Annotated in this window: 25 protein-coding genes; 7 read left to right on the top strand and 18 right to left on the bottom strand. The window is 61.9% G+C overall.

Annotation, left to right across the window (positions count from 1 at the left end; genetic code table 11):
• Positions 1–17 precede the first annotated feature (17 nt).
• From SINAR_RS01000000133345 to SINAR_RS0110365, 4 genes are read right to left on the bottom strand one after another with little or no spacing between them, the layout of a single operon-like run.
• Positions 18–362: a metal-sulfur cluster assembly factor gene (locus SINAR_RS01000000133345; RefSeq protein WP_050577467.1), complete on the bottom strand. Its 345-nt coding sequence runs from the start codon at positions 360–362 to the stop codon at positions 18–20.
• A complete protein-coding gene (locus tag SINAR_RS0110375; protein ID WP_027999041.1) occupies positions 359–886 on the bottom strand; it encodes a DUF2249 domain-containing protein in 528 nt (175 codons plus the stop codon). Before SINAR_RS0110375 ends, SINAR_RS01000000133345 begins: the two co-directional genes overlap by 4 nt.
• Positions 883–2247: a hypothetical protein gene (locus SINAR_RS0110370; protein WP_027999040.1), complete on the bottom strand. Its 1365-nt coding sequence runs from the start codon at positions 2245–2247 to the stop codon at positions 883–885. Before SINAR_RS0110370 ends, SINAR_RS0110375 begins: the two co-directional genes overlap by 4 nt.
• Before the next feature lie 25 nt (positions 2248–2272).
• Positions 2273–2548, bottom strand: coding sequence for a DUF2249 domain-containing protein (locus tag SINAR_RS0110365; RefSeq protein WP_033057242.1), 276 nt, complete (start codon positions 2546–2548; stop codon positions 2273–2275).
• 238 nt (positions 2549–2786) lie between these two features.
• Here SINAR_RS0110365 and hemN point away from each other — a divergent pair, with 238 nt between their 5' ends.
• On the top strand, positions 2787–4139 hold the full coding sequence (gene hemN, locus SINAR_RS0110360; protein WP_027999038.1) for an oxygen-independent coproporphyrinogen III oxidase: 1353 nt from the start codon (positions 2787–2789) through the stop codon (positions 4137–4139).
• Positions 4140–4204: 65 nt separating this feature from the next.
• Here the strand turns inward: hemN and SINAR_RS0110355 are convergent, their stop codons facing one another.
• From SINAR_RS0110355 to SINAR_RS0110330, 6 genes are all read right to left on the bottom strand, one after another.
• A complete protein-coding gene (locus SINAR_RS0110355; RefSeq protein ID WP_027999037.1) occupies positions 4205–6100 on the bottom strand; it encodes a nitric oxide reductase activation protein NorD in 1896 nt (631 codons plus the stop codon).
• 7 nt (positions 6101–6107) lie between these two features.
• Positions 6108–6920 carry a CbbQ/NirQ/NorQ/GpvN family protein gene (locus tag SINAR_RS0110350; RefSeq protein WP_027999036.1) on the bottom strand — a complete coding sequence of 271 codons (813 nt, stop codon included), beginning with the start codon at positions 6918–6920 and terminating at the stop codon, positions 6108–6110.
• Positions 6921–6978: 58 nt separating this feature from the next.
• On the bottom strand, positions 6979–8325 hold the full coding sequence (locus tag SINAR_RS0110345; protein WP_027999035.1) for a nitric-oxide reductase large subunit: 1347 nt from the start codon (positions 8323–8325) through the stop codon (positions 6979–6981).
• A 26-nt stretch (positions 8326–8351) separates the two neighbouring features.
• The gene (locus SINAR_RS0110340; protein WP_027999034.1) at positions 8352–8804 is read right to left on the bottom strand and encodes a c-type cytochrome; all 453 of its coding nucleotides are present in this window, start codon (positions 8802–8804) and stop codon (positions 8352–8354) included.
• Between the two features lie 165 nt (positions 8805–8969).
• Positions 8970–9260, bottom strand: coding sequence for a cytochrome C oxidase subunit IV family protein (locus SINAR_RS0110335; protein ID WP_027999033.1), 291 nt, complete (start codon positions 9258–9260; stop codon positions 8970–8972).
• 3 nt (positions 9261–9263) lie between these two features.
• Positions 9264–9815 (bottom strand): cytochrome c oxidase subunit 3, encoded by a 552-nt coding sequence (locus SINAR_RS0110330; RefSeq protein WP_027999032.1) that lies wholly within the window; start codon positions 9813–9815, stop codon positions 9264–9266.
• 210 nt (positions 9816–10025) lie between these two features.
• On the opposite strand from SINAR_RS0110330, the gene SINAR_RS1000000136570 reads away from it, so the two are divergent.
• The 3 genes from SINAR_RS1000000136570 to SINAR_RS0110315 are packed head-to-tail and all read left to right on the top strand — an operon-like array spanning position 10026 to position 11277.
• Positions 10026–10181, top strand: a complete 156-nt coding sequence (locus SINAR_RS1000000136570; protein WP_150824061.1) for a hypothetical protein — start codon at positions 10026–10028, stop codon at positions 10179–10181.
• 15 nt (positions 10182–10196) lie between these two features.
• Positions 10197–10580: a hypothetical protein gene (locus tag SINAR_RS0110320; protein ID WP_027999031.1), complete on the top strand. Its 384-nt coding sequence runs from the start codon at positions 10197–10199 to the stop codon at positions 10578–10580.
• Between the two features lie 10 nt (positions 10581–10590).
• Positions 10591–11277: an NnrU family protein gene (locus SINAR_RS0110315; protein ID WP_027999030.1), complete on the top strand. Its 687-nt coding sequence runs from the start codon at positions 10591–10593 to the stop codon at positions 11275–11277.
• A 220-nt stretch (positions 11278–11497) separates the two neighbouring features.
• Here the strand turns inward: SINAR_RS0110315 and SINAR_RS0110310 are convergent, their stop codons facing one another.
• The gene (locus tag SINAR_RS0110310; protein WP_027999029.1) at positions 11498–11686 is read right to left on the bottom strand and encodes a hypothetical protein; all 189 of its coding nucleotides are present in this window, start codon (positions 11684–11686) and stop codon (positions 11498–11500) included.
• A gap of 379 nt (positions 11687–12065) precedes the next feature.
• On the opposite strand from SINAR_RS0110310, the gene nuoH reads away from it, so the two are divergent.
• The 3 genes from nuoH to SINAR_RS0110295 all read left to right on the top strand — a co-directional run bounded on the left by nuoH (position 12066) and on the right by SINAR_RS0110295 (position 14170).
• Complete coding sequence (nuoH, locus tag SINAR_RS0110305; RefSeq protein WP_027999028.1) at positions 12066–13052, top strand: NADH-quinone oxidoreductase subunit NuoH; 987 nt, start codon at positions 12066–12068, stop codon at positions 13050–13052.
• Between the two features lie 67 nt (positions 13053–13119).
• Positions 13120–13686: an NADH-quinone oxidoreductase subunit I gene (locus SINAR_RS0110300; RefSeq protein WP_027999027.1), complete on the top strand. Its 567-nt coding sequence runs from the start codon at positions 13120–13122 to the stop codon at positions 13684–13686.
• Positions 13687–13729: 43 nt separating this feature from the next.
• Positions 13730–14170, top strand: coding sequence for a CBS domain-containing protein (locus SINAR_RS0110295; RefSeq protein WP_027999026.1), 441 nt, complete (start codon positions 13730–13732; stop codon positions 14168–14170).
• A gap of 91 nt (positions 14171–14261) precedes the next feature.
• Here the strand turns inward: SINAR_RS0110295 and nuoG are convergent, their stop codons facing one another.
• The 7 genes from nuoG to SINAR_RS0110260 are packed head-to-tail and all read right to left on the bottom strand — an operon-like array spanning position 14262 to position 21288.
• On the bottom strand, positions 14262–16826 hold the full coding sequence (gene nuoG / locus SINAR_RS0110290) for an NADH-quinone oxidoreductase subunit NuoG (protein ID WP_027999025.1): 2565 nt from the start codon (positions 16824–16826) through the stop codon (positions 14262–14264).
• Between the two features lie 29 nt (positions 16827–16855).
• Positions 16856–18121 (bottom strand): NADH-quinone oxidoreductase subunit NuoF, encoded by a 1266-nt coding sequence (nuoF, locus tag SINAR_RS0110285; protein ID WP_027999024.1) that lies wholly within the window; start codon positions 18119–18121, stop codon positions 16856–16858.
• 3 nt (positions 18122–18124) lie between these two features.
• Positions 18125–18637, bottom strand: coding sequence for an NADH-quinone oxidoreductase subunit NuoE (nuoE, locus tag SINAR_RS0110280; RefSeq protein ID WP_027999023.1), 513 nt, complete (start codon positions 18635–18637; stop codon positions 18125–18127).
• Between the two features lie 18 nt (positions 18638–18655).
• Entirely contained in the window at positions 18656–19870 is a 1215-nt protein-coding gene (gene nuoD / locus SINAR_RS0110275) for an NADH dehydrogenase (quinone) subunit D (RefSeq protein WP_027999022.1), read from the bottom strand.
• A 16-nt stretch (positions 19871–19886) separates the two neighbouring features.
• On the bottom strand, positions 19887–20435 hold the full coding sequence (locus SINAR_RS0110270; RefSeq protein ID WP_027999021.1) for an NADH-quinone oxidoreductase subunit C: 549 nt from the start codon (positions 20433–20435) through the stop codon (positions 19887–19889).
• Positions 20432–20935, bottom strand: coding sequence for a NuoB/complex I 20 kDa subunit family protein (locus SINAR_RS0110265; RefSeq protein ID WP_027999020.1), 504 nt, complete (start codon positions 20933–20935; stop codon positions 20432–20434). The genes SINAR_RS0110270 and SINAR_RS0110265 overlap by 4 nt, the downstream gene beginning before the upstream one ends.
• Positions 20923–21288 carry an NADH-quinone oxidoreductase subunit A gene (locus tag SINAR_RS0110260; RefSeq protein ID WP_027999019.1) on the bottom strand — a complete coding sequence of 122 codons (366 nt, stop codon included), beginning with the start codon at positions 21286–21288 and terminating at the stop codon, positions 20923–20925. Before SINAR_RS0110260 ends, SINAR_RS0110265 begins: the two co-directional genes overlap by 13 nt.
• Positions 21289–21450 lie beyond the last annotated feature (162 nt).

Raw genomic sequence — 21450 nt, 5'->3', positions numbered from 1 at the left:
CGATACGAATTGGCCGCTTACAGGGACGTTCGAGTTCCCGAAAGGTCCTGCGGATTCGGCGGCGTTGCCGGATCGCTCATCATATCAGGGGTCCAAGGAGGCTCGTAGGTCAGCCGAACCTCCGCATATTCCACCCCTTGCACGTACCAGACGCAGTTGCGCACCGCCTCCTTGAGGTACTCACTTGCCGGACAGCCCTTCGTCGTGGTCGTCATCGCCACCCGAGCGACGCCGCCGTCGTCGACAGCAACGTCGTAGATCAATCCCAGATCGACGATATTTCGACCCAGTTCCGGATCGATGATCATGCGGAGTGCCTGGCGGATCTCGTCGCAGAGAGCGTCGTTGGTCGCTTCAGTCATTTCCCTAGCCCCTTCTCCTTTCCGACACGGACGAAGATGCGGAAGACGGTTCCCGTCTCGTCAAAGTTTCCGGCCCACTGATGACCGCGACTTGCGAGCTCCGGGAAAAGGAAAACCGGCTCGCGTGAAAGTAACGCGAACAACACATCGCCGCTCTCGAGCCTCTCGGCCGCGTCGAGAATGCGGACCATCGGCTCAGGCGGATCGAGCTCGGTCAGATTGAGATGCTCGACGGGATCGGGCCAGGCCTCGACGTCAAGGGCATCAGAGGACAGTGCCACCGGAGCAGCCGTCTCCCGCGGCGTGAAGAGGACCTCCCAGTCGCCGCCTGCGATCTCCCGTGCTTCATGGTCGAAACCACGGTTTGCCATAACCTTGAACAGCGGCTGCGGACGGAAGGTGGCAAAGAGCCGCAGGGCCTCTCCTGGCTTCAATCCGTCCACGGCGTCCATGATCGCCTGGAACGGCTCCCCGCCGTTTTTTAGAATCGGTCGAACGTCGAGTTCTTTGGGCGGTGGGTTCATCGGTTACTCCTGTTGCCAAAAGAGGGCAGAAAGAGACGGGGCCGCGGCGCTCCATCGGGGAAACGCAAAGGACGAGCGACCGACGCAAGGACTCTTGCGCGAACGAGCTCCACCATCAGAGCGAGCGTGGCTGCAAGCTGCGCCAGCACCGCGAGGCGAAACCAGGAGGAACGATCGGCAAACAGCGAAATCGTGGCCGCTGTCACGGCTCCATAGTATAGGCAAAACCAGAGGCTTGCGCGGCCTTCATTCACGAGGTCCTTTACGCGCGGAACCGGAGCACGGCCGAGAACGGGACCATAGCGTTCGAGCCAGGTCAGGAATGGGACAATCTTGTAAAGCTGCGCCAGTCCGAGCCCCGTCAGCCAGCCGAAGACGAAGAGATAGACGAGAGCCGCAGCACCTTCGCCCGCGCCCGCCCGCACGGCCGGGGCCAGAAAGAGGATGACGGACGCAAGCAGCGCCGCAAATGCCGCATAGCTGGCTCGAACGTTGAGCTCCACTTCCTTTCGTCTTCGCTCGCGAAACAACCGCAGCAGATCCGTGCAACAGAACGAAACGGCGGCCACGGTAAGCACAACCGGAAGCACAACCAGCATTTCTGGCAGATTGGCATCGAGGAAGATAAGGGCGACGCATATTGCTACGAGCAACACCGCGATGGCGCCGGCCCACCAGACTGCTTTCGTTGTGCCGCGCGCTTTCTCGGGAGCAAGCATGAACATGGGCAACAGGCGGTAGCTGACGCCAATGGCGGTGAACGTCAGCCAGCCGCCAAGGCCGAGCGCGGCATGGAGCGGCACGCCCCGAACAAGAAGGGTGATCAGCGGATCGGCTGTAGTAGCGCCTGAAAGCACCGCAGCGAAGGCAGCGCCGATCAGGATCGTGGCGAGCAGCGCAAATAGGCCGACCCCGACAAAGCGCGCCGGGAGTGGAAGTGGCCGCGCCGACAGAAGCGTCAAACCGAGCATGGCGATTGCAAGACCGAAGCCGGTCAGGAGGAAAAGGGCGCCCAACGGCAGCATGCCGGGCGAAAAGCCTTCGGCACCTGCAAGCGCGGCAAAGCCGCCGGCGAGCAGGAGAAGCCCGCAGGCAATGAAAAGCAGTGTCGGCAGGGCAAGTCGCCCGCCGCGGAGCGGCGCGGCGATGAGCACTGGCAGAAACTGCATGAGTGCGCCCACCATCAGGAGGCCCAGCCACCCAATAGCGAACAGGTGAACGAGCGCCAGGGTTTCGGGGGCGTGAACGCTGGCGAACGGATAGCCGTAGCCTGCCGCGATCAAGCATTGACCGATCACCAGAAAGAGACAGGCGGCGGCGAAGTAGGATACCGTCCATGGAGAAAGTGTGGCGCCCGGCATTGCATTTCACCCTGGTCAGGAGGACTCAATGATCCGTGCCGCAGCAGCATTCGCAGCCCGAGCCATCTTCCAGACGGGCGATCTCGACGCGCCATATCTCGGGTCCCTCTTCCAGATAGTCCCAGCCGAACTGGCCCGGGAAATTCGTTTGGAGTTGGTAATGCAGCGGTCGCGGATCGTGATCGCTGGTGATCATCATCGAGCCGCCCGGCAGAAGTGCGCCGAGCATTCCGAAGATTGTGGGGTGGCGTTCGCGCGGGGGAACGGTGCGGACGTCAATCGATGGCTTGGAATTCGTCATTGTCGTGGCAATTCTCGCTGATGGCCGCCCCTCGTGCGCCCGGTGGGGTGGCGGCGGGGACCCGCACCGGAACGGGTGGACGCTAGCTCTCTCGCAATCCCCTCACTTTGACGTTGAGCAAATAAATCGAGAGAAGTCGCTTCGCCGCGGCGATTGCTTGTCTTCGCGCAAAGACATGCCCGAGGCAGGCACTAGATTGTCGCCCAGTCTTCTGTTCTCGACCGAAAGGAAAGTGCCTATGCAATCGGCTCTCGTCGCGAAATATGGCGAGGCGCGTCTGCCCCGCTACACGAGCTATCCAACCGCACCTCGCTTTTCGCCGACGATCGGCGCCGGCACCTATGGCGATTGGCTCTCAACCGCACCGGCGGAGAAGCCGGTATCGCTCTACTTCCATGTCCCGTTCTGCCGGTCGATGTGTTGGTACTGCGGCTGCCATACGACCATAACGCAGCGCGACCAACCGATCCTGGACTATCTGGACATGCTGCGCGAGGAAGTGCGGCTCGTCTCCGCGACCACCAATAAACGCCTCAGCGTCAATCATGTGCATTTCGGCGGAGGAACGCCGACGATCATTCGACCGGAAGAATTTCAGGATCTTCTCGCACTTGCCCGGGACCGGTTCGACTTTGCGGACGATGCCGAGATTGCGGTGGAAATCGATCCCAGGACGCTTGAACCGGAGATGGCAGTAGCGCTCGGCGAAGCCGGCGTTCGCAGGGCGAGCCTGGGTGTCCAGAGCTTCGATCCGGTCGTCCAAAAGGCCATCAACCGCATTCAGAGCGAGGAACAGACGCTGCTGAGCGTCCTTCGCCTTCGCAGGGCAGGCGTCCGCAGTATCAATTTCGATCTCATCTACGGCCTACCTCATCAAACCGTGGAGTCCTGCATTGCGACGGCCCAGGCAGCGCTCGCGATGGCGCCCGATCGGTTTTCCGTTTTTGGCTACGCGCATGTCCCGTCGTTCAAGAAACATCAGCGTCTGATTGATGAAGCCGCACTCTCGGATGCCCAGGGCCGCGTAGCGCAGGCCGAAGCCATCGCCGCCACTCTGACCGCCGCCGGCTATCGTCGCATCGGGCTCGACCATTTTGCCCGTCCGGAGGATAGCCTGGCGGTAGCTCAGGCAACGGGAAGGCTGCACCGCAATTTCCAAGGATATACCACGGACGCCTGCGAGACCCTCATCGGTTTTGGCGCTTCGGCGATCGGGCGGGTGCCGGAAGGCTATGCGCAGAATGACGTCGCCCCGGGCCTTTATGCGCAGAGAATTGCCTCCGGTCGCCTCGCCACGGCGAAGGGCTACCGTCTCACCAGGGAGGACCGCGTGCGAGCGCAAATCATCGAACGCTTGATGTGCGACTTCAGCGTTGACGTTCCCACCATTGCGGCAGAAAACGGGTTCGATCCGAGCATACTTTTGGAGGGCAATGCCAGGATTGCCATGCTGGAACAAGACGGCATCCTGGAAAATTCCAGCGGCATCATACGGCTCCGCGAAGACAGCCGTTTTCTCATTCGTGCGGTCGCTGCAGCCTTCGACGTCTATTTGGACCAATCCGCGCATACACACAGTAAAGCCGCGTGAGATTTCGCAATACGGAAAGGCCCGCACCGTAAGGATGGCGGGCCTTCCGTGTCGCAAACCTGCTCCTATCTCACAAGGCCGCGATAGATCGCAGGCAGGGCCGCAGGTAGCCTGCCGATGTTGCCGACGACCGCGTAGCCGTTCTGTCCGAAGATCACTGGCACATAGGCTTTCGCCTCGCGGTCCACCGTCACCCCGAAGACATTGATGCCTGAATGACGGGCTTCAATCACTGCGCGGCGGCTGTCCTCCAGGGCGAAACGCCCCTCGTAGTGGTCGACGTCGTTTGGCTTGCCATCCGTCAAAATGATGAGGAGCTTGCGGCGGTTCGGCCGTCTGACAAGGCCAGCGGCGGCGTGTCGGACCGCCGCGCCGATGCGGGTGTAGTAGCCGGGCTTTAGCGCCGCTATGCGCGCTTCAACAGCAGCTCCCATTGGCTCATCGAAAGCCTTGACGGTCTCGACCCGTATCCAGTCGCGGCGCCGCGAGGTGAAGGTGAGGATCTCGTGGGCATCGCCGCAGGCCGAAAGCCCGTGCGCCAAGACCGTCAGCGCCTGCTTCTCGACGTCGAGCACGCGAAGATTATCGAACCAGGCGTCGGTCGATAGTGAGACGTCGACAAGAATCGTGACGGCCAAGTCATGCGCCCGCGGCCGGCTCATCATATGGATGCGATCACTGCCTTGCCCACCGGCCTTGAGATCGGTCCGGTGGCGGACCACGGCATCGAGATCGAGATCCGACCCGTCGATTTGAGCCTTCAACATCTCGTGCCGTGGCCTCAGCACTTCAAACTGCCGACGAACGCGGCGAATAAGACTCTTCGTCGCCGGGTCCGGCTCGCGGGCGACACCTTCACCGGATGCAGATGCCGCGTAAACCCGGCAATGGTCCTTTAGATAGACCGCACCGCGATAGTCCCATTCCGGATAGGTGAACTCCGCCGTCAGAGGCGTTCGGTCGAGCGCTTCGGGCGGCAGATCGAGGTCGAAGCGGAAACGCGCGGCCGGACGTCCCTGGCGCTCCCCAAGCATCATGTCGTCGAGCTCGTCAGCAGCCTGTGCGTCGTGGTTGTCACTATCGTCGGCGGGGCGATCGACATTGACCATTTCCGCCATCGCGAGGATCTTTTCGAAGCGGTTGAGAATGAAGGGGCTGCGCTCGGTTTGTCGCTTGGCCTCTCGGGCTGCGACATGGCGGGTCGTCTCGCCCACTTCCACTTGGCGGCCGCCGCTGGCTGGCTCGTCTTCATTCTCCCGCCGCTCCGTCTCCTCGCGCAGCAATATGTCTGGCCAAAGCGGGACGGGGAGCATGGGCAGGTAGCCGGGCGGAGCCCGGCGCGGAAAAATGACCGGCATGGCCTCGTCGAACCGGCCCGCGCCGTCCTGGAGCATGTCCAGGATACGGCTTTCGACGTGCTGCTCGACGGCCGGAAGAGCCCGTTGTTGCCGCACCTTCAGCACCGCCCTGCAAAGACGGCGATAGCGCGGACGCATTGCGGGGAACGCTGCAAGCACCTGCGTCACTGTCTGCTGCGCGCGAGCGAGGTTGGCAAGGTCGCGGCACAGAGGATCGATGGCGCGCACGGGCGTAAGCGGCATGATTGCCATGGTCGCTGCAAGCCAGAAGTAGAGATCGCGATTGAGTCGCCGTGCTGGAAACAGGTCGATCTCGGCCGGCAACATTAGCGTCGCGTGGTCACGCGCCGGCTGCACAAGTTTTTCCTCGCCGAGTCCAATGCTCTGGCGCAGCCGCAGCCGGTGTGCCGACGTGCGGCCGCGGGCGGGTGCGATCTGCACCGCCCGCTCGCCGCCCAGGCCGCGGAAGTAAATGGCAAGCACGCCTTGAATGTCGTCCAGCCGGACCGCTTCGTCTGGAAAGCGCGGCCAGGTGCGCGTGTCGCCGATGAACCTGTGCCAGGCCCGGCCGACCGTTTCTTCGAGCTCAAGGAAATCTAGCATGTCCACCTCAATGGATGATGGCGCCGGCGATCTCGATCAATGCCGCCTTGACCTCTGGCTCGTCTGTGAGCGGTTCGATCATCGTTGCGAGCACGGCATCGCGCAGGGAAAGACCGCTGTCGACAAGGCTTGCGCAGTAGACAAGGAGACGCGTCGAAACGCCCTCCTCCAGGTCATGTCCCTTCAGCGCCCTCAGCCGATGGGCGAGGTCGACCAGCGGCGCGACGCGGGCCTCGTCGAGACCGCTTTCCCGAGACACAACTGCAATTTCGTGATCCCTCGGCAGGAAATCGAATTCAATGGCGATGAATCGCTGGCGGGTACTCGGCTTCAGAGTCTTCAGGAGATTCTGGTATCCAGGATTGTAGGAGACGACGAGCATGAAGCCCGGCGGGGCTTCCAGTGTCTCGCCGGTACGCTCCAGCGGCAGGATGCGCCGGTCGTCCGTCAGCGGGTGGAGCACCACGGCCACATCCTTCCGGGCCTCGACGATCTCGTCGAGGTAGCAGATGCCGCCTTGGCGGACGGCGCGTGTCAGCGGACCGTCCACCCAGACAGTGTCGCCGCCCTTCAGGAGATAACGGCCGGCGAGATCTGCGGCGGCGAGATCGTCATGGCAGGACACCGTTGCAAGCGGCAAGCCGAGCTTCGCCGCCATGTGGGCGACAAAGCGGGTCTTGCCGCAGCCGGTCGGCCCCTTCAGCAGGAGTGGAAGCCGACGGACCCACGCGCTCTCAAACAGCGCGCACTCATTGCCCGACGGAGAATAAGCCGGGATGTCGCCCTCGGGAAATTGCGGATTTTTCAGGGCAATGTTCATTAGAGTCTCCAATTTTGTGGCGGAGGCGTCGGGACCGGGTCTGGCGGCCCTCAGCGCCTCATTCGGCGGGCAGGATGGCTTGCTTGACGACAGGATGGCGGAGCCTACCGGGCACCAGCACCGCCCAGATGAACATCAGCGCCGACACGAGGACGACGACGCCCGAGCCGAGGCGGATCCAGTAGAACAGGGCGAGCTGCTCCTGCACGGCCATGAAGCTCTCGCCCAGGACACGCTGCAGGTGCACCTGAACGACACCGGCGAAAGTGAGCGCGAAGGTCATGACCGACATGGCGGTGCACATCGCCCAGAAGCTTGCGATCGACAGCCACTGATTGTATGGCGCGCGCCCCTTAATCTCCGGAATCGCATAGGCCATGACGGCGAGGTTCAGCATCACATAGGCGCCGAAGAAGGCGAGATGGCCGTGGGCGGCGGTAACCTGGGTACCGTGCGTATAGTAGTTGACCGATGATAGCGTGTGCAGGAAGCCCCAGACGCCCGCTCCGAAGAAAGCCATGACGGAGCAGCCGATCGACCAGAGCAGTGCGGCCTTATTCGGATGCTTGCGACCAGCCTTCCAGGTCATGACGAAAGTGAAGATGACCATGGTGAAGAAGGGCGCGACCTCGAGTGTCGAGAACAGTGAGCCTATCCATTGCCAGTATCCCGGCGCGCCGATCCAATAATAGTGATGGCCGGTGCCCAGGATGCCGGAGAAGAGAGCCAAGCCGACGATTGCGTAGAGCCACTTCTCCACGACCTCGCGGTCGATGCCGTTGAGCTTGATCATGAGGAAGGCGAGCACCGACGCCATGATCAACTCCCATACGCCTTCGACCCAGAGATGGACCACGTACCACCAATACATCTTGTCGAGCGCCAGGTTGGTCGGATTGTAGAATGCGAAGAGGAAGAAAATTGCCACACCCCATAGGCCGAAGATCAGGATGTTGGTTACTGTCGTTTTGCGACCTTTCAGGACCGTCAGGGTGACGTTGAAGAGGAACATCAGCGCGACGATGACGATGCCGATCTTGATCGCGAATGGCTGCTCCAGGAATTCACGGCCCTCATGGATGTGCAGGAGATAGCCGACCACCGCGACGGCCGCCGCCACGAGGAAGATCCAAAACTGGGCAATCGCGATCTTAGGACTGTAGAGCTCCGTCTCCGCCTCTTCCGGCAGGAGGTAATAGGTAGCGCCCATGAAGCCCATCAGCAGCCAGACGATCAGCGCATTGGTGTGCACCATGCGCACGATGTTAAACGGCAGGAGTTCGGAAAGCGTGTTCGGCAGCACGTAGATGGTGCCAGCAAGGACGCCGAACAGGACCTGAGCGAGGAACAGGCCGAGCGAGCCGTAGAAATACAGCATGGCGACCTTTTGCGTTTGATATTTCATATGTCTTTTCTCCTTGTCCCAGCGTCTTAACCGGCCTCGTTCGGTGGCCAGTTGTGCGTCTTGATTCGACTCGTCCATTCGAGGAAGTCGGCAAGGTCATTCAGTTCCTGTTCGGTAAGATTGAACTGCGGCATCTGCCGCCGCCCCACGGCGCCGGAGGGTTGTGCCGCCATCCAGGATTTCAGTGTCTCGCGTGCGCCTTCGGGATCCGTCTCGCCGCCCCAGCGCTTCCAGACATTGCCGAGCTCCGGCGCGAAATAGGCGCCTTCACCAATGAGCGTATGGCAGTTGATGCACGAGTTTTTTTCCCAGACATGCTTCCCGCGCGCCACCGAGTCCGTCAGTGTCGTCTCGTCTGTGGACTCGGTTTTCATGTAGTAATGGCTGTGGGCCGTTAGTCCGACAAAAATCAAGAAGAAGAAAATGGAGCCCCCGTAGAAGACGTTGCGGGCCCCTGCTTTGGTAAGGCGTTCTGCCATCCCATGGTCCTTTCGATTCCGGCAGCCGCTAAGGACGGGGCGCCAGCCTGATCAAATCCCCGCCAGCAGTCCGCGGGACTTCCCCGCCCACTGGCAAACGCATTCCTTTCTAGGGATTCGCGGCGCGCCTTCTTTGCTCTTCGGCAAACAAGTTCGAAGAACGGTTCAGCCGGTCAGTACAAAGGTCGCGATGAGCGCTTTCGCCGCAGCGGCGAACGCGAAGAACATCGGCCATGCGAGAAGCCCGAGACGCAAGGGCCGCGAGCCGGAACGGAGGCCGAGAAAATCGAGGACCACCAGGCGAGCCTTCAGCACTGCGAGTATCAACAGGGCAATGGCCAAGGCGAGGGGAACCACCGGATCCTCGATCTGCCGGGTGAGCAGCATGCCGGCGATGACCATGACAGCGAGAATGGCCCAAGTTTTCGTCAGTTGCCGGGAGGTATGGTCGCCCATGATTTAAACCAGGTAGAGGACGGGGAACATGACGATCCAGACGAGGTCGATCACGTGCCACAGCGTGGTCACGAGTTCAACATTTGCCCGCCGGGGTCGCCAAGCGACGACGAACAGGATGATGGCGACGAACGCGACATGGAAAAGGTGAAAGCCCGTCAGTATGAAGTATAGCTCGAAAAACGTCCGGAACTCGGCTTGCCCGGCAAAGCGCATTTCAATGCCGTATTCGTAGAGTTTTATCGCGACGAAGCCCGAACCGAGAAGCGCCGCTGCCAGCAAGCCCCGACGCCGCGTCGTGACGGAGGCGCCCTTCTGCGCGGCAATCGCCGCCTGCCAGCCGCTCGTCAAAAGAACCAGCGTATTGAAAGCGGCAATCCCCGGCTCGAGGTGCAGACGGGCGACCGAGAACTCCTGAGAGGCGATGGTTGCGACCACAAGGAAAGCGCCGATGAGAATGCCAAACGCGGCAAGTTCGCTCCATATGAGCACCCAGAGGATGAAGGTGTCCTCGTCCTCCTCGTCGGCTGCGCGGGCGGTCATTGCTTCTTGCATTGCGCATCTCCACAGAAGACGACGGTGCTTTGCCTGGATTAACCACGGACCCCAGGGTGATCCAGTCCGGCCGCGGCGGAGTCCATGGGCAGGACGTTCTCTCCGCGTGCAGTTGATGAAGCGGATAGGGGAATGCGGCCCTCTCTTCTTTGAGCCTGATCAAAGATCGGTACACCCAGTCGGTTATGTTCCGCCGAAACGGAGATCACCATGAACGACGCACAGATTGGCCTTTCAGTCGCCACTCCAATCATCATCATCTTCGCGCTCGTGCTCTATCGTATGGGCGTTCTGCAACGTACAGGCACGCTCGCCGCCGTTCTTGCGTCAGTCGCCTGCGCCGCCGTGCTTTTCATCGGCCAATAGCGAAGGACGGCTTAGATGCCTGTGGCCTCGCCACTCGACCGACTTGAGGCAAAATACGGAGAGTTGCTCGCGCTCTGCGACGCGGTCCAGTTGATCATAGATTCCCTGAGCGGCCGCATGGATCGCGACCTGTGCATAGCGACAGCGGCAAAGATAAGATCCCTGGATGTTGGCTGGGCGCCTCGCACCGACCGATTGTCCGGCCGCACAAACTATGCGTCGCCGGCCGGCAGCACAGACGTGGCGGCAGCACTTGGAGGGGCCGCATCCGGACGAAGCGCCTTACCCTGGGAAGCGATCGCCTCCATGCTGAGCACCTTTGTCTGCGACCTTCGCAGGCACATTGCCGCAGAACAGGCGATTATCGACGCGATAAAACGCTCGAAGGCGGCGCACTGAGGAAAACGACATGGCCGAGCTGTTAATGGCGCTCCTTGCATTTCTGCTTCTCCACTCGGTTCCGGCGATGCCCGCCATCCGCGGGAGGCTCATAGATCGCCTCGGCCGGACGAACTACTTCGCGCTTTATTCCCTCGTATCCATCATTGTCCTCGGTTGGGTATTCTACGCGGCGCTGAACGTCGACTTCATTCCCCTATGGGAGCCCGCGCCTTGGCAAGCCTGGATAACATTGATCGCAGCGCCTCTCGGAGCGTTTCTCGTGCTTGCCGGACTTTTCAGCGTCAATGCGCTCTCGGTTTCAATCCGCCAGGGTGAGACGCAAGGCGCGATCGTCTCCATCACGCGCCACCCTGTTCTTTGGGGGTTCGCCCTTTGGGCGTTGGGCCATCTCGTCGCCAATGGCGACCTGCGGTCGCTCGTCCTGTTCGGCGGCTTCGCCGCGTTCGCGCTCGGCGGCATATCCATGCTGGAAAAGCGCGCACGCCTACGGCTCGGCGAAACATGGCAGCGTCGGGCCGAGGCAACGTCCGTCCTGCCGTTCGCGGCTATTGTTTCAAGACGCGCACGACTTTCAAGCGATGCACCCATGGCTTTCGCGGGCATAGCAGCCGCCGTTCTCACCTTTTGGCTGCTTGGCGGCGGCCATGCCGAGCTGTTTCATGCCGACCCGTTGCTGCTCGTGACGCCGTTCTAATTGCGTGATTTCGGACTCTATGCGGTTGCAATCTCTCCGATCGGTAGCGCGACGAGGTCGACCGCCCGCGAGAGAGCAGCGGCAGGACGAGAACGTCGCGATCCGAAACCCACCGGCCGGAATGGCTGGTCGTGCTCGGCTCGACCGGATCGGCCGTTTCATCCTTGATATCCTGAATCCGGTGTGGGTCTTCACCCCGCCCCACCAGCAGCAAGTTACATCAATATCTCCACCGGGGAGCGCGCCTGGCATTGTGAAGCAGCTCGCGTGCTGTTGCGAACCGGCCGAAGAGGCGGGTCAAGCGCCGTTCTTCTTCCTGGCACAGGTTTTGGCGCTGACAAAACTCGCGGATATTCCACACCTTGGTAACTGTGTGGCTGGAAAGTTTTTCCGGCTCGATGCGCTCCATCATCCTTGCTCCTCCCAGGCAGTTGATGCCAGACTATGATACTAAAGTCTAATGAAGCAAGTCATAAATTAAGACGTATCGGTTGCCCTTTGCCTGCGCCAACCCACGGTAGAGCTGGCGTTTGCCTGTGCGTGGCTACCACTCTGAAAAGCTTGAGGAGATCGGCCAGCAGACGGCCGACGCCGGTCCCTTGCCGCAGCATTGCAAGTGGAGCGTGACGGCTGTACCGTAAAGCTGCAAGCTGCGCAAAATGCGCGCTGCTGCATGTGTCCTTGAACCTCAGCCGATTCAAGGATGAGAACATGCAGCAATCCAAAGTGCCGCTCTGTGCTTTGCGCGTCCGATACCGACGCGCGGGGCTGGCAATGGACGCAAAGTTATGGAACTTGTCGTTGCCCTTGGCCTGATCGTTTTCAAGGTGGCGTTGCTGATCGCAATCCTCCTGTTGCTGCCCCTGCCGCTAACGTGGCTGGAACGCAAAATCGCCGGTCACATGCAGCAGCGGATGGGGCCGATGCGCGTGGGCTGGCATGGTCTGCTGCAGCCGGTGGCAGACGGGATCAAGCTCCTGACCAAAGAGGACCATATACCGGCCGAGGCCGACCGGTTCCTGTTCAAACTGGCCCCGATCCTGGCGCTCGCGCCGCCATTCGTAGTGTTTGCCGCAATCCCCTTCGGCGAAACCGTCTCGGTCCTCGGCAACGAGATCACGCTCTATATTTCCAACCTGAACGTGGCGCTGCTATTCGTCTTCGCCGTTATCGGGCTGGAAGTGTATGGCGTCATCTTCGGCGGCTGGGCAGCAAACAGCAAATATGCGGTCCTTGGTTCTCTCCGGACCTGCGCGCAGATGATCAGCTACGAAATCCCGATGGGCTTCGCCGTGATCGGCGTCGTCATGCTGGCGCAATCCATGAGCCTCCTGGACATCGTGCGGGCGCAAGCCGACGTCTGGAATGTCGTCTATCAGCCGATCGGATTTTTCGTGTTCTTCGTCGCAGGCCTCGCCGAGGCGCAGCGCATTCCGTTCGACCTTGCGGAAGCGGAAGGCGATCTTGGAGCCGGGTTCCATACCGAATACAGCGGCATCCGCTTCGCCTTCTTCATGGTCAGCGAATATGTCGTCATGGTGCTGGTATCAGTCCTCACCGTAATCCTGTTCTTCGGGGGCTGGAACGGCGTGCTCATTCCGCTGCCGCCGCTCCTCTGGTTTTTGCTGAAGGTTGCCTTCTTCGTCTATCTGTTCATGTGGTTCCGCTTCACATTCCCCCGTTACCGCTACGACCAGCTGATGGCTATCGGATGGAAGGTCTTGCTTCCCCTGTCTTTGGCGAACATAATCATAAGCGGTGTTGTTCTCTCTTGACGCATGCCGCCCCAGCAGATCGGGCATCGACATGCAGGAGAACTTTTGGAGCCGCAGCGAGGCTGCGATGTCGAGCGCACTGGACAAAGCTGGAAGATGGATCGGCTGGGCTTTCTTCGCCGATCTGGCGAGTGGTTTGGCTCTGACCTTCGGCTATATGTTCTCCAGACCCGTAACCATGCAGTATCCGGACAAGGAGAAGTGGCTCCCCTATTCGCGTTACCGCGGGCATCATTTCCTCAAACGCGACGCGGAGGGCGAGATCAAGTGCGTCGCCTGCGAACTCTGCGCACGAATCTGTCCCTGCGACTGCATAGAAGTGGTGCCCTACGAGGACGAGAAGGGCAACCGGCGCCCGGCACGATTCGAGATCGATACGGCCCGCTGCCTCTTCTGTGGCCTTTGTGAGGACGCTTGCCCGGCGGACGCGATCGCTCTTGGCCAACAATACGAATTTTCGAGTTTCTCATCGAGCGACTTGGTGATCGGCCGTGACGATCTGCTCGCCAAGCCGGGCAAGGCGATGACCGGCGGCGGCGTGGTCGCTGCGCGCCTGAACACCGGACGCGATGTCCTGGTCGAGGCGAACGAGCCGCGCGGGTACAATTGGTGGCGAAATATTCGACGAAAGTGAAGGCGCGCCGGGCGTCGCGCCGGAGCACGGACTGGAGGCTCAGATGCACGTCTGCCAAATCCTAGGGAGTAAGGCCCCCGAGATCTACTCGGTCACGCCGGACCACACGATGGTGGAAGTATTGCGGCTGTTTCGCGACAAGAACATCGGTTTCGTCGTCGTCGGCCGTTCGCCAGGGGAGTGCCTGGGTACACTCTCGGAGCGCGACTGCTGCCATGCGGTGGCCGAGTACGGCACCGAAGCACCCCTGATGCGCGCTGGAGAAATCATGAACCGCACCGTCGCGACCTGCTCGACGGAGGATTTCCTCCCCTTCGTGATGGCGATCATGACCGAGCGTCGCACCCGACATGTATTGGTCATGGACGGCAACGATACCGTCGGGGTCGTCAGCATTGGCGATGTGGTCAAGCACCGGCTCGAAGAGGCACTGCAAGCGGAGCGGGACATGCACGATTACATTTGCGGAGCCAATTATCGCTGACGAAGTCAGCCTGAAGCAGATTTCCCGGGTTGGGCAGGATCCGCGGAAAGTCTACGGCAAATCCTCCCCTGCCCTGCAGATCCGGGTGCGATCAGACCCGGTCTGCCTCCAGTGCAGATGCCGCGCGCTTCGCGCACCGGCGTATCTCCACCGGACACGGATACTCGCCCCTCCGCATCAGACTGTTGAGCTTGAGGGCGCGGTAGTTTTCGGGAACGAACACGAGCCCGCGCGGAAAGCGCCTGTTGATCTTGAGCTTCGCCGTAAGTTCGCCCTGCGTGGACCGCACAGATACCTGATCGCCGTCCGAAAGGCCGAGTCGCTCGGCATCCTGCGCGCTCATTTCGACATAGGGGTCATCCGCGACCGTGTTCAGGGTCTCCGAGTGCTCAGAAACATAGCCGTTATGGAACAGGCCGTTGCCGGTGATCAGCTTGAGCCCGTCCGTCACGCCCGGCGCAGTCAGAGGAGCGTCGAACGCGCTCGCCCATGGCGTCGAGGCTGCCGCCGTGAATGCACCGTCGGCCCCGAGCCCATCCCACGTCAAACCTTGATAGGCGGGGACCAGCCGCGTCATCTCGTCGAAGATGGAGGCCGCGGCGGACGGTTGCAGCGGCTGCTTGCGGATGGCCGCGACAAAGTCGAAGATCGCCAGATTGCTCCGGGCGTCAAAGGCCGGCTCGCGGAATTTGCGGAGCGCCTGGGCCCGTCCCTCATTGTTTGTGAAAGTACCGGACTCCTCGCCGTAGCCGGCCGCAGGCAGTACGACATCGGCCAATCCCGCCGTTTCGGTGAGCAGCGCATCCTGAACGATCAGAAGACCGACGTCACCGAGTGCGCGCTCGACGAACTCCCGGTCGGGATAGGACATCAGCGGGTCGCTTGCCACCACATAAAGCACGCCCATCCGCCCGTTTCCGCAGAGTTCCAGCATCGCGTCGACATCGGCGCCCGGTTCAGGAGGAATCTCCGCGCCCCAGCTCCGTTCGAACTTCGTGCGCGTTGCCTCGTCGCCGACGGGACCCAGCCCCGGCAAAAGCCCCGGCAGGACACCCATGTCCCAGGCGCCCATCTGATTGGCTCGGTCGAAGAGGAACTGCAGTGCGGGTTCCTTGCCAAGCAGGCGAAGGAGCTGCAAAAGATTGCCGATCTGCTGCAGCATCTCTCGCGCCTGCGGTGATCTCAGCAGATCGACACCTACCAGGACAGTGGCGCTCCGACCTTCCTTGAGCGCCAGGGCCAGACGATCCAACTCCGCATTCGTGCCGGCGACGGGCCTGGCGCTCGTGGCGCTCTTCGCAAGCACGTCGCCCGGCAATTCTTCGCCGGCCAGGCCAATAAGTGCGCCGACAACCGCGGCCAGGCTCGGAGCCTCGCCGCCGGGCTGCGCGCGAAGCACCGCCCGGGCATCGGCGTCGAGCCGCGATGGCCGCGCCGAGAGCATGAGCAAGCCGGTATGCCGCCGCCGCGCGGCATCGCGCAGGAGGTATTCGGTGACCGGGTTCTCCTCGGTCACATTGCCGCCGATGACGAGGACGCAGTCATTGCCGATGACCTGGTCGAGGGGGCCACGGCTGTAAAAACTTGCAATCAGCGGGACCAGAACGTCGAGCGGAGTGGACCAGCGCGAGGTGCAGTCGATATTGTTCGTTCGGAACACCGTCCGCATCAGCTTCTGGAACTGGTAGAGTACCTCGTTCGGCAGACGCGGCGAGATGAGCCCGCCGGCGGCCCTGCCCTCCATCGCCTGGAGACGCTGGCGGAGATAGTCGCCCGCCTCCTCCCAGGAAACGGGCGTGAGCACGCCCTCACGGCGGATCATCGGCCGCTTGATGCGATTGCGGCTTTCGATGAAATCGAGGCCGAAGCGGCCGCGCACGCAGAGCGTCTCGCGGTTGACGCCATGCTCCCAGTCCGAGCGCACCCGCATGAACTCGCCCTTTCGGGCGCCCACGGTGAGCTGGCATCCCGTGCCGCAATGCGGGCAGATCGTGTCGGTCTCGGCGAGATCCCAGGGCCGTGCCCTGTAGCGATAGGGGAAACTCATCAGCGCGCCGACCGGGCAGACCTCGACGCAATTGCCGCACTGGTCGCAGCTTGCAAGGCTCCCCTCGAAACCGGTGACGGCCGTATCCATGCCCTTTTCGACGGTGCCCAGAGCCACCGCGCCGACGACCTCCTCGCACATGCGCACGCAGCGCTGGCACTGGATGCACCGGTTGACATTCATGATGATGACCGGGCTCAGACGGATGTCCTTCGAATGGAACACGCGTTTTGCGTCGCGGAACCGGCTTTGGCCGGGTCCATACGCCATCACCATGTCCTGAAGCTCGCACTCGCCACCCTTGTCGCAGATGGGGCAGTCGAGCGGGTGATTGGCGAGCAGCATGTCGAGCATGGATGCGCGCGTTTCCTCGATCAGGGGCGTATTTGTCCGCACCACCATGCCGTCCGTCGCCAGGGTGGCGCAGGCAGGCTGCAGCCGCCGCAGCCCCTCGATTTCCACCAGACACATGCGGCACGAGGCGAGTGGCGGCAGCCGCTTCCAGTAGCAGAACGTAGGAACTTCAATGCCCAAACGCTCGGCTGCGGCGAGCACCGTGGAGCCAGCCTCGACCTCCAGCCTCTGCTCGTCAATCGTGACGCTAACCATTCTTCCTCCCAGACCGATCGGCGCCCCCTTCAGTGGAACGGGCACCTCCGCTCTTCGATATGCGTGACGAACTCGTCGCGGAAATGCTTGAGCGCCGCCCGCAGCCCCATGGCCGCGCCGTCGCCCAGGGCACAAAACGTGTTGCCGAAAATGCCCTTGCAGAGCATCTCCAGTTGATCCAGGTCGCCGGCTTCACCCTCGCCAGCCTCGATGCGCCGCAGGACCTTCACGACCCAGTTCAGTCCTTCCCGGCAGGGCGTGCATTTGCCGCAGGACTCGTGGTGGAAGAACTCGATGATCCGCGTGGCGACCTTGACCATGCAGGTCGAGTCGTCGACCACGATTACGCCCGCCGAACCGAGCATCGAACCGGCGGCAGCGAGGGAGTCGAAATCCATCCCCACCTCGAGCCCGCTCTCCGGAATGACCGGCGCCGAGACCCCGCCGGGTATCACCGCCTTGACCTTGCGTCCCGGCAACGGACCGCCGGCGTGCTCCTCGACGAGCTCGCGCAGCGGTATGCCCATGGGCAGCTCGTAAAGGCCGGGTTTGCGCACTTGTCCGCTGAGGCAGTAGAGCTTCGGGCCGGGGCTCCTGTCCGGCCCTATGCCGCGGAACCATGCCGACCCGCGCATGACGATATGCGGCACGCAGGCAAGCGTCTCGACATTGTTGATCACGGTGGGGCTGGCGTAGAGCCCGGCGACGGCCGGAAACGGCGGCTTCAGTCGCGGCTGTGCGCGCCTACCCTCGAGTGACTCGAGCATCGCGGTTTCCTCGCCGCAGATATAGGCGCCGGCGCCGCGGTGGATGTGGATCGTAAAATTGAAATTGGAACCAAGAATGCCGGCGCCCAGATAACCCTTTTCATGCGCCTCGGCGATCGCCTGCTCCATGCGGCCAATAGCCGTCACGTATTCCCCGCGAATGTAGACGTAAGCCGTTTCGGCCCCGATCGCATAGGCGCTGACTGCCAGCCCCTCGATGAGCTGGTGCGGATCGCGCTCCATGATGATGCGGTCCTTGAAGGTGCCGGGCTCCCCTTCATCGGCGTTGCAGCAAAGATATTTCGGCTTGCCGGCCGCTTTCGGGACGAAGCTCCACTTCATGCCCGTCGGGAAGCCCGCGCCGCCGCGGCCGCGCAGGTTGGACTCCTTGACGAGCTCGACGATCTCGTCGGGCCTGTATTCGCCGAGCGCCTTCCTGAGGGCCCGATAGCCGCCGCCGGCCTCATAGGCCGACAGCAGATGGCCGTCCGGCACATCGACATTCCTGAGCAGGACCGGCTCGAACATGGTTCACTCTCCTGGCGCCGGCGCAGCAGCGCGCTCGGCGCTCGCCACCCGCTCCGCCGCTGCACTGAAGCTCTCGAGGAGCGCGTCGAGTCGCGCGGCATCGAGGTTGCCGTGGTAATCGTCGCCGACCTGCATCACCGGAGCCATTTCGCAGGCGCCGAGACATTCGACGGTCGAAAGCGTGAACAGCCCGTCTGGGGTGGTCTCTCCCTTCCCGATTCCCAGCATCGTTTCCAGATGTAACAGCAGCGCCTCGGAACCGCAGAGCATGCAGGAGACGTTGTCACAGAGTTGCAGGTGGAACCTGCCGATCGGCTCGGTGTGGAAAAGCGTGTAGAAGGTCGCGAGTTCATAGACCCAGACGCGCTCGACGCCGAGGATGTCGGCGACCTCTTCGAGAATCGGGCCGGGCAGATGGCCATGCTCCTTCTGCGCGATCATGAGCGCGGGCATGATCGCCGACCGCCGGTCGGGATAGCGCATCGCCGCCGCCTCGATCTCTTCGCGCATCGTCATCGCGTCCTATCCTCCCTGCTACTTGTCCACCTCCGCCATCACCGGGTCGAGGCTGCCGAGCACGGCGATCATATCGGCAAGGTAGCGTGCATTGGTCACGCCGAAGAGCGCCTGAAGATTGACGAAGGAAGGAGCCCTCACCTTCATGCGGAACGGTTTCGGCGATCCGTCGCTGATGATGTAGAACCCCAACTCGCCTTTTGGCGCTTCGATCGCCGAATAGACCTCGCCTGCGGGTACGCTGAAACCGTAGGCGGAGAGGTCGAAATGCTGGATCAGCGCCTCCATCGAGCAATGCACGCGCTCTTTATCCACGGGGAAGGCAATCGTCGGAATATCGACCTGGAACGGCCCTTCCGGCAACTGCTCCATGCATTGCTTGATGATGCGGATGCTCTCGCGCATCTCCTCGACCCGGCAGAGCCAGCGCGCATAGCAATCGCCCTCCTGGCGCGTGACGACGTTGAAATCGAGCCGGTCGTAGACTTCATAGGGTTCGTCGCGCCGGATGTCCCAGTCGACGCCGGAAGCGCGCAGGTTCGGGCCGCTCAGGCCCAGATCGACGGCGTCCTCGGCGGAGATCACACCCACGCCCTGGGTGCGGCTGAGAAACACCCGATTGCTCTCTATCAGGCGCTCGTAGTCGCGGATGCGGTTCGGAAAGATCTCGCAGAACTCCCTGATTTTCGGAAGGAACCCGTCGGGCAGGTCCTCTCGCAACCCGCCGACGCGGCAATAGGAGGTGTGCATACGTGCGCCGGTGATCATTTCCAGGAGGTCCATGATCATTTCGCGCTCGCGCATGGCGTAAAGCAGCGCGGTCATGGCGCCCAGATCCATCGGCAGCGCGCCGGTAATCAGCAGGTGGCCGGAGATCCGTGCGAGTTCCGCCATCATCACGCGGATATATTGCGCCCGGAGCGGCGCCTCTATGCCGAGCAGCTTCTCCACTGCCAGCGCGAAGGCCAGATTGTTCGAGGGCGGACAGAGATAGTCGAGCCGGTCCGTCAGCGGAAAGATCTGCGTATAGGTGAAGCTCTCCGCCAGCTTTTCGGTGCCGCGGTGGAGATAGCCGATATGCGGGTCAACGCGCTCGACATACTCGCCATCGAGTTCGAGCACGAGCCGCAGTACCCCGTGGGTGCTCGGGTGCTGCGGACCGAGATTGAGAAGCACCTCCTTGGTTTTGAGCGCTTCCCCTTCCGGCCTCATGAGCTCGGTGACTTCGGTCATCTCGACTCTCCGGCGTCTAACGGCCTCCTTGCGGTATGTCTTTAGTAGCGAGGTCCGGCTGCGTCGGCGGCGGACCCTCGGCTCCAAAGGGGTTCAGCTTGTCCCTGTAGCCCCTCAGTGGGAAATCCTTGCGCTGCGGAAAGCCCTCGAAGTCTTCCCACATGTAGATCCGACGCAGGTCCGGATGCCCCTCGAAGCGGATGCCGTACATGTCCCAAGCCTCCCGCTCATGCCAGTTGGCGGTGCGCCAGACCGCCGTGACTGACGGAACATGCGGCGGGTCGCCGAGCCGGCACTTGATGCGGACACGCCATTTGTTACGCAGCGAATAGAGGTGGTAGACCGTCTCGAAGCGCGGCGTTTCGGGATAGTGATCGACACCGCAGATGTCCGAGAGGAAATTGAACTCGAGCGCCGGATGTTCTTTGAGGAAACGGCAGACTTCCACGATCCTTTCCTGCGGAACGGCGAAGGCGTGAATGCCGTGCGCAGTGCCCAAATCCTCGATTGCTCCTGCGAAGCGCTCGACGATCAGAGTTGAATCGAAAGGCCGCTCCACGGTCATGACGCTGCGGCCCGCTCCAGGGGCGTTCCCGTCAGCGCGCGGGATTTCTTGATCTTCTCCTGAAGCAGGAGGAAGCCGTGCATCAGTGCTTCCGGCCGTGGCGGACAGCCGGGCACATGCACGTCGACGGGCACGAAGGTTTCCGAGCCCTGCACCACGGCATAGGTGTTGTAGACTCCGCCCGAGATGGCGCAGGTCCCCATCGCGATCACCCAGCGCGGCTCCGGCATCTGATCGTAGAGCCGCCGCACGACGGGTGCGAATTTCCGCGTCACGGTGCCGGCAATGATCATCACATCGGACTGTCTGGGCGAAGGGCGGAACACTACGCCAAAGCGGTCGAGATCATAACGCGCACAGCCCGCCGAGATCATTTCGATGGCGCAGCAGGCAATGCCGAAGGTCTCCGGCCACAAGGCGGATCTCCGGCTCCAGCTGATGATGCTGTCGGCCGTGGTGAACAAGACGCTGTCGCGGATCGTGTCGTTTACTCCTGCCATTCCAGCGCCCCCTTCAGCCAGGCATAGGCGAAGCCCACAAGAAGCAACAACATGAAGACGAACATTTCGATATAGCCGATCAGACCGATCTCTTTGAGGACGACCGCCCAGGGAAAGAGGAACATCGCCTCGACATCGAAGATCACGAGCAGGATGGCAAGGATGAAGAACGGAACGCGGAAACGGCCGCCCGCCGCCTCGCCCGCCGCTTCCATGCCGCATTCGTAAGGTGCGTTCTTCTCGGGATAAGGATTGGACGGGCGCAGCAGCGATGAGACGAAAAGCGTCGCCACAGCCACCAGCACAACTCCGGCGACCATCAACAGAACCGGCAGGAAGTCCATTGCCGTCATAGCTTTGGCCTTGGCCAACCAGCGGCTTTCTCAGCCGCGATCAACCCCTTCGGGACCGCGAACGCCCGCGCCCGGCGGACGCTCTGGCAGCCCATTTCACCTGTCGCGAGTCTATTCCGTCAGGCGGATCAATGCAAATCCAATTGATTACTAACATCTTAT

The organism is Sinorhizobium arboris LMG 14919, assembly GCF_000427465.1.
Taxonomy (GTDB): Bacteria; Pseudomonadota; Alphaproteobacteria; order Rhizobiales; family Rhizobiaceae; genus Sinorhizobium; species Sinorhizobium arboris.
Note: the sequence above shows the minus strand (reverse complement) of the source record. Positions and strands in the feature narration are given on the sequence as shown.

Coding starts and splice junctions, on each gene's coding strand:
- SINAR_RS01000000133345 (WP_050577467.1), bottom strand. CDS start 362: ATGACTGAAGCGACCAACGACGCTCTCTGCGACGAGATCCGCCAGGCA.
- SINAR_RS0110375 (WP_027999041.1), bottom strand. CDS start 886: ATGAACCCACCGCCCAAAGAACTCGACGTTCGACCGATTCTAAAAAAC.
- SINAR_RS0110370 (WP_027999040.1), bottom strand. CDS start 2,247: ATGCCGGGCGCCACACTTTCTCCATGGACGGTATCCTACTTCGCCGCC.
- SINAR_RS0110365 (WP_033057242.1), bottom strand. CDS start 2,548: ATGACGAATTCCAAGCCATCGATTGACGTCCGCACCGTTCCCCCGCGC.
- hemN (WP_027999038.1), top strand. CDS start 2,787: ATGCAATCGGCTCTCGTCGCGAAATATGGCGAGGCGCGTCTGCCCCGC.
- SINAR_RS0110355 (WP_027999037.1), bottom strand. CDS start 6,100: ATGCTAGATTTCCTTGAGCTCGAAGAAACGGTCGGCCGGGCCTGGCAC.
- SINAR_RS0110350 (WP_027999036.1), bottom strand. CDS start 6,920: ATGAACATTGCCCTGAAAAATCCGCAATTTCCCGAGGGCGACATCCCG.
- SINAR_RS0110345 (WP_027999035.1), bottom strand. CDS start 8,325: ATGAAATATCAAACGCAAAAGGTCGCCATGCTGTATTTCTACGGCTCG.
- SINAR_RS0110340 (WP_027999034.1), bottom strand. CDS start 8,804: ATGGCAGAACGCCTTACCAAAGCAGGGGCCCGCAACGTCTTCTACGGG.
- SINAR_RS0110335 (WP_027999033.1), bottom strand. CDS start 9,260: ATGGGCGACCATACCTCCCGGCAACTGACGAAAACTTGGGCCATTCTC.
- SINAR_RS0110330 (WP_027999032.1), bottom strand. CDS start 9,815: ATGCAAGAAGCAATGACCGCCCGCGCAGCCGACGAGGAGGACGAGGAC.
- SINAR_RS1000000136570 (WP_150824061.1), top strand. CDS start 10,026: ATGAACGACGCACAGATTGGCCTTTCAGTCGCCACTCCAATCATCATC.
- SINAR_RS0110320 (WP_027999031.1), top strand. CDS start 10,197: ATGCCTGTGGCCTCGCCACTCGACCGACTTGAGGCAAAATACGGAGAG.
- SINAR_RS0110315 (WP_027999030.1), top strand. CDS start 10,591: ATGGCCGAGCTGTTAATGGCGCTCCTTGCATTTCTGCTTCTCCACTCG.
- SINAR_RS0110310 (WP_027999029.1), bottom strand. CDS start 11,686: ATGGAGCGCATCGAGCCGGAAAAACTTTCCAGCCACACAGTTACCAAG.
- nuoH (WP_027999028.1), top strand. CDS start 12,066: ATGGAACTTGTCGTTGCCCTTGGCCTGATCGTTTTCAAGGTGGCGTTG.
- SINAR_RS0110300 (WP_027999027.1), top strand. CDS start 13,120: ATGTCGAGCGCACTGGACAAAGCTGGAAGATGGATCGGCTGGGCTTTC.
- SINAR_RS0110295 (WP_027999026.1), top strand. CDS start 13,730: ATGCACGTCTGCCAAATCCTAGGGAGTAAGGCCCCCGAGATCTACTCG.
- nuoG (WP_027999025.1), bottom strand. CDS start 16,826: ATGGTTAGCGTCACGATTGACGAGCAGAGGCTGGAGGTCGAGGCTGGC.
- nuoF (WP_027999024.1), bottom strand. CDS start 18,121: ATGTTCGAGCCGGTCCTGCTCAGGAATGTCGATGTGCCGGACGGCCAT.
- nuoE (WP_027999023.1), bottom strand. CDS start 18,637: ATGACGATGCGCGAAGAGATCGAGGCGGCGGCGATGCGCTATCCCGAC.
- nuoD (WP_027999022.1), bottom strand. CDS start 19,870: ATGACCGAAGTCACCGAGCTCATGAGGCCGGAAGGGGAAGCGCTCAAA.
- SINAR_RS0110270 (WP_027999021.1), bottom strand. CDS start 20,435: ATGACCGTGGAGCGGCCTTTCGATTCAACTCTGATCGTCGAGCGCTTC.
- SINAR_RS0110265 (WP_027999020.1), bottom strand. CDS start 20,935: ATGGCAGGAGTAAACGACACGATCCGCGACAGCGTCTTGTTCACCACG.
- SINAR_RS0110260 (WP_027999019.1), bottom strand. CDS start 21,288: ATGACGGCAATGGACTTCCTGCCGGTTCTGTTGATGGTCGCCGGAGTT.